The following is a 3871-nucleotide window of genomic DNA, read 5'->3' on the forward strand; positions in this document are numbered from 1 at the left end:
CTTCGCCACCGTCCGCGACCAGATCTGGTACGACCCCTACCCGGTGTCGGACGATCCCGCCCATTATCGAGCGAGCTTCGTCCTCGAGACCGGGCGCGCTTACTGCGTCCCGAAGGCGGTGCTGTTGACCGCAGTGTGCCGGGCGGCGGGTATCCCGGCACTGCTCGGCTTCGCCGACGTCCGAAATCACCTGCAGACCGAGACGTTGCGCGCGCTGATGGGCGGCACCGACCTGTTCGTCTACCACGGCTACAGTCGCCTCTACATCGAGGGCCGGTGGTTGAAGGCCACGCCGGCATTCAATGTCGAGTTGTGCGCTCGTTTCGGCGTGCCGCCAGTGGAATTCGACGGCGATCGCGATGCTCTCATGCATGCCTTCACCGCAGACGGAGCTCAGCACATGGAGTATGTCCGCGAGCGAGGAGTCTTCGACGACCTACCCTTGAACGCGATCTTGACGGTGCTTCGGCACGCCTACGGCCCCACGATCTTCACGGGCGCTCACCCACTCGATGATGTTTTCACCGGCCGCACCCGGCCGGACGAAACTCCCGGGGATCGAAACTCGCCGCGGGAGTCTCGATGAACACAAGCGGTGAGAATATACGCGCCGAACCCCGTATCGCGGCCGACTGCCGATCGGTCGGAGCTCTCTCCGCGAACAATCGCGATCGTGAACACTCGGACTGCCTCGGACACCTTCGAATCGGGTGAGCCGACACCTGCTGGCAGAGCTGTGCCACATGACTGTCTCGTCGGCGCGGCCGTGTGAAGGCCGACACCGGAAGTTGCACCGAACAGACGAGACCCGTTCTGCCGCTGGGGTTGCGGCTGCGGGCGATGAACGACCGATCCGAACGCCTCCCCGGGCACGAGACGCCGCGCGATACCCATATCCCTCTCCCGTGTGCGCAGCCGCTACCGCGAGAGCGGGCCGAAAGGCGTCTACCGATGTCTCTCATCTATGCAAGGAGCGCAGCATGACGAACAACGCACCTCACACCCCCGCCAGGACCGTGGCGATCACAGGTGGAGCTCGCGGCATCGGCTATCAGACAGCGAAGGAGTTGATTCGACGAGGCCACCGGGTCGCCATCGGCGACATCGACGAGGCACGTGCGAAGGAGGCCGCCGCCGAACTCGGGGTGAAGGTCGTCACCCGACTCGACGTCACCGAACCTGACTCGTTCACAACGTTTCTGGACCTGGTCGAACGTGAACTCGGACCCCTCGACATCCTGATCAACAACGCGGGCATCATGCCTACCGGCCACGCCCACGAAGAGGACGATGCAGTAACCCGGCGGCAAGTCGAGATCAACGTCCTGGGTGTCATCTTCGGGACCAAACTGGCTCTTCAGCGAATGCTGCCGCGCCGCACCGGACACATCATCAACACTGCGTCATTGGCCGGCGAGCTCGCGGTACCTGGTTTGGCGACCTACTGCGCTACCAAGTTCGCAGTCATCGGATTCACAGAGGCCGCACGACTGGAGTACCGCAAGTCAGGGGGTTCGACTGTCCACAGTCCGCCCGACGTTCACCAACACCGAACTCGTCGCCGGAACCGCCGGCGCAAAGGGATTACGCAACGCCGAGCCGGAGGAGATCGCCCGCGCGACAGCAGATCTGATCGAGAATCCACGCCCCTTCGTCCGCGTCACCCGTCTCGCAGGCGCAATGGTCTCGGCGGTGAAATTCGTCCCCCGGCGTCTGGCGACCGGACTGGGTGCGGCCCTGAACACAGATTCGGTGTTCCTCGCGGACGTGGACATGGCTGCTCGCCGAACGTATCTCGACAGAATCCGGAACAGCTGAGCGTGCCGACACGCGCGCTCGACCAGCAACCCGAAAGGCAGTCACAGTGACCCCCACGACTCTGATCGAGAACTATCCCCACCGGATGGGAGGGCACTGCGGGTCAGGTGCAATGCGAGACCTTCTCCATTGGCACGGTCTGGGATGGGACGGACCACCCGACGAGGGGTTGGTGTTCGCACTGGGTGGTGATCTGGGTTTGTCCTACCTGCGATCGGACGACCTGGTCCCACCGATGTACCTGGTCGGCCGCGGTGCCGACTTCGAGATCGACTTACCGCGCAGGCTCGGCGGACAAGTCGAGGTTCTCACGACCGACGATCCCGGTGAGGGATGGTCATGGGTTCGCGACGACATCGATGCGGGAAGACCCAGTCTGGTCTGGGCCGATATCGCTGAGCTGCCCTACTTACGGGTGAAACTGCAGATGAGTCGCCACGACATCGTGGTGATCGGCTACGACGAGATCGCGGGGACTGCCTCGGTCGTCGACAACGATCGGGCCGACGTGCAGGAGATCCCGCTCGACGCGCTCGCTCGGGCGCGATCTTCCACCTCGGTCCCGCAACCGACACGTCACTGCACGTACCGAATCACGTGGCCGCAGACACTGCCGCCCGTGTCGACTGCCGCGGCCGCGGCCTTCGCCCGATCCGCCGCCAGCATGCGCGCCCCATCGACACCGGGAATAGCCGACCACGTACCAGCAGCCGGTGCCGAAGGATTGGCCGCGGTCGACCAGCTGGCAACCGACGTCAAGAGCTGGGTCGACCTTCCGCCCGATGACCTCGAGACGCTGCTGTTCAGTCTCGGTATCTTCATCGAAAAGGCCGGAACCGGAGGCGGGCTCTTTCGTCGGCTTCTCGCCGACGGCTGTACCGAGATTGCACGTCTGACCGGTGATCCCGCTACCGCAGACCTCGCGGTGGCCGCCGATCACTGCGCCCAGGCCTGGACCGAAACTGCCCGCGCCGGAACACAACGCGGTCTCGATGTACGAACACGCGCAGCTGCGGTGGCCGTGTCGGCTGCCGAACTGCCTGCACTCGAGCTGATCCTGGCGGAGTCCCTGGAGTCTGCTTCACGCTCGCTGTCCGCCATCACGAGATGATGCCCATCGTCGTTCGACGGCGCGCGGTGAACGGCGCATCGCACTGTGCTGCGGCCGCTCGTGTCGGATCGCCCCAGGCGTGCGGAGGCACCGAACGACCGAAGAGTTGCCGGACGGAACAGTCGGACGCCTCTCGGTGGACGCTGTATCGATGCCGTGTCGTTGCTCGGCAACAGACCCTGATCCCTGCCTCACGCCGACAGCAATTCAGCCGCCGACGGGAGCCCTCGATGTTTCGCGGTCACCGTTTTCGGCTCTACGGCCGCGTCGTGTGGGCTATCGGGCCAGGCCCGTTATCTTCTAGCTGATCCTTGAAACCGAGGGCTACGGTCGCCAGACCCGGTATGACTTCTCGCCCCTGTCATCGATGATCCGGGGGGGCTGTCGCCGGGTGTTGACGTCGGATCGGTGACCGGAGGTAACCGGACGAAGGACTGCTTCATGGCCACGAGTTACGCCGTGTTTTGCGGCATCGACGTGGGAAAATCCGAACATCACGCCGTCGGTCTCGCCGTCGACGGAACCCGTCTGTACGGCAAAGCCCTACCCAATGACGAGGCCCGCCTGCGCGCAGTGTTCGACCGCCTCGCCACGCGCGGGCCGCTGTTGATCGTCGTCGATCAGCCTAATACGATCGGCGACGCCCTGCCGGTCACCGTCTCCCGATCCTGCGAGCACCAGGTCGCGTCCCTACCGGGTCTGTCGATGCGCCGCATCGCAGATCTGTATCCAGGGCAAGCCAAAACTGATGCGCGGGCCTGCGTTCATCATCGCCGACACGGCCCGGACCATGCCCCACACGCTGCGACGAGTCGATACCGGTGATGACACACTCGCCGAGCTCGGTGTGCTGATCGGTTTCGATGACGATCTCGCCGGTGAAGCAACCCGCGTCAGCAACCGAATCCGCGGACTGCTGACCGGCATTCACCCCGCGCTCGA

At 64.5% G+C, this 3871-nt stretch carries 2 protein-coding genes and 2 pseudogenes; all 4 read left to right on the plus strand.

Features of this window, described 5'->3' with window-relative positions:
- A partial coding sequence (locus WAW17_RS18935) for a transglutaminase-like domain-containing protein (RefSeq protein ID WP_422334474.1) occupies positions 1 to 586 on the plus strand: 586 nt, incomplete at its 5' end.
- A 394-nt stretch (positions 587 to 980) separates the two neighbouring features.
- A pseudogene (locus WAW17_RS18940) lies at positions 981 to 1818 on the plus strand (SDR family oxidoreductase).
- A 46-nt stretch (positions 1819 to 1864) separates the two neighbouring features.
- Positions 1865 to 2929: a BtrH N-terminal domain-containing protein gene (locus tag WAW17_RS18945; RefSeq protein ID WP_422334475.1), complete on the plus strand. Its 1065-nt coding sequence runs from the start codon at positions 1865 to 1867 to the stop codon at positions 2927 to 2929.
- Between the two features lie 441 nt (positions 2930 to 3370).
- Positions 3371 to 3871: pseudogene (locus WAW17_RS18950) on the plus strand (IS110 family transposase); the annotation flags it as partial.

It is taken from the genome of Rhodococcus sp. (in: high G+C Gram-positive bacteria) (assembly GCF_049286785.1).
Taxonomy (GTDB): Bacteria; Actinomycetota; Actinomycetes; order Mycobacteriales; family Mycobacteriaceae; genus Rhodococcus_F.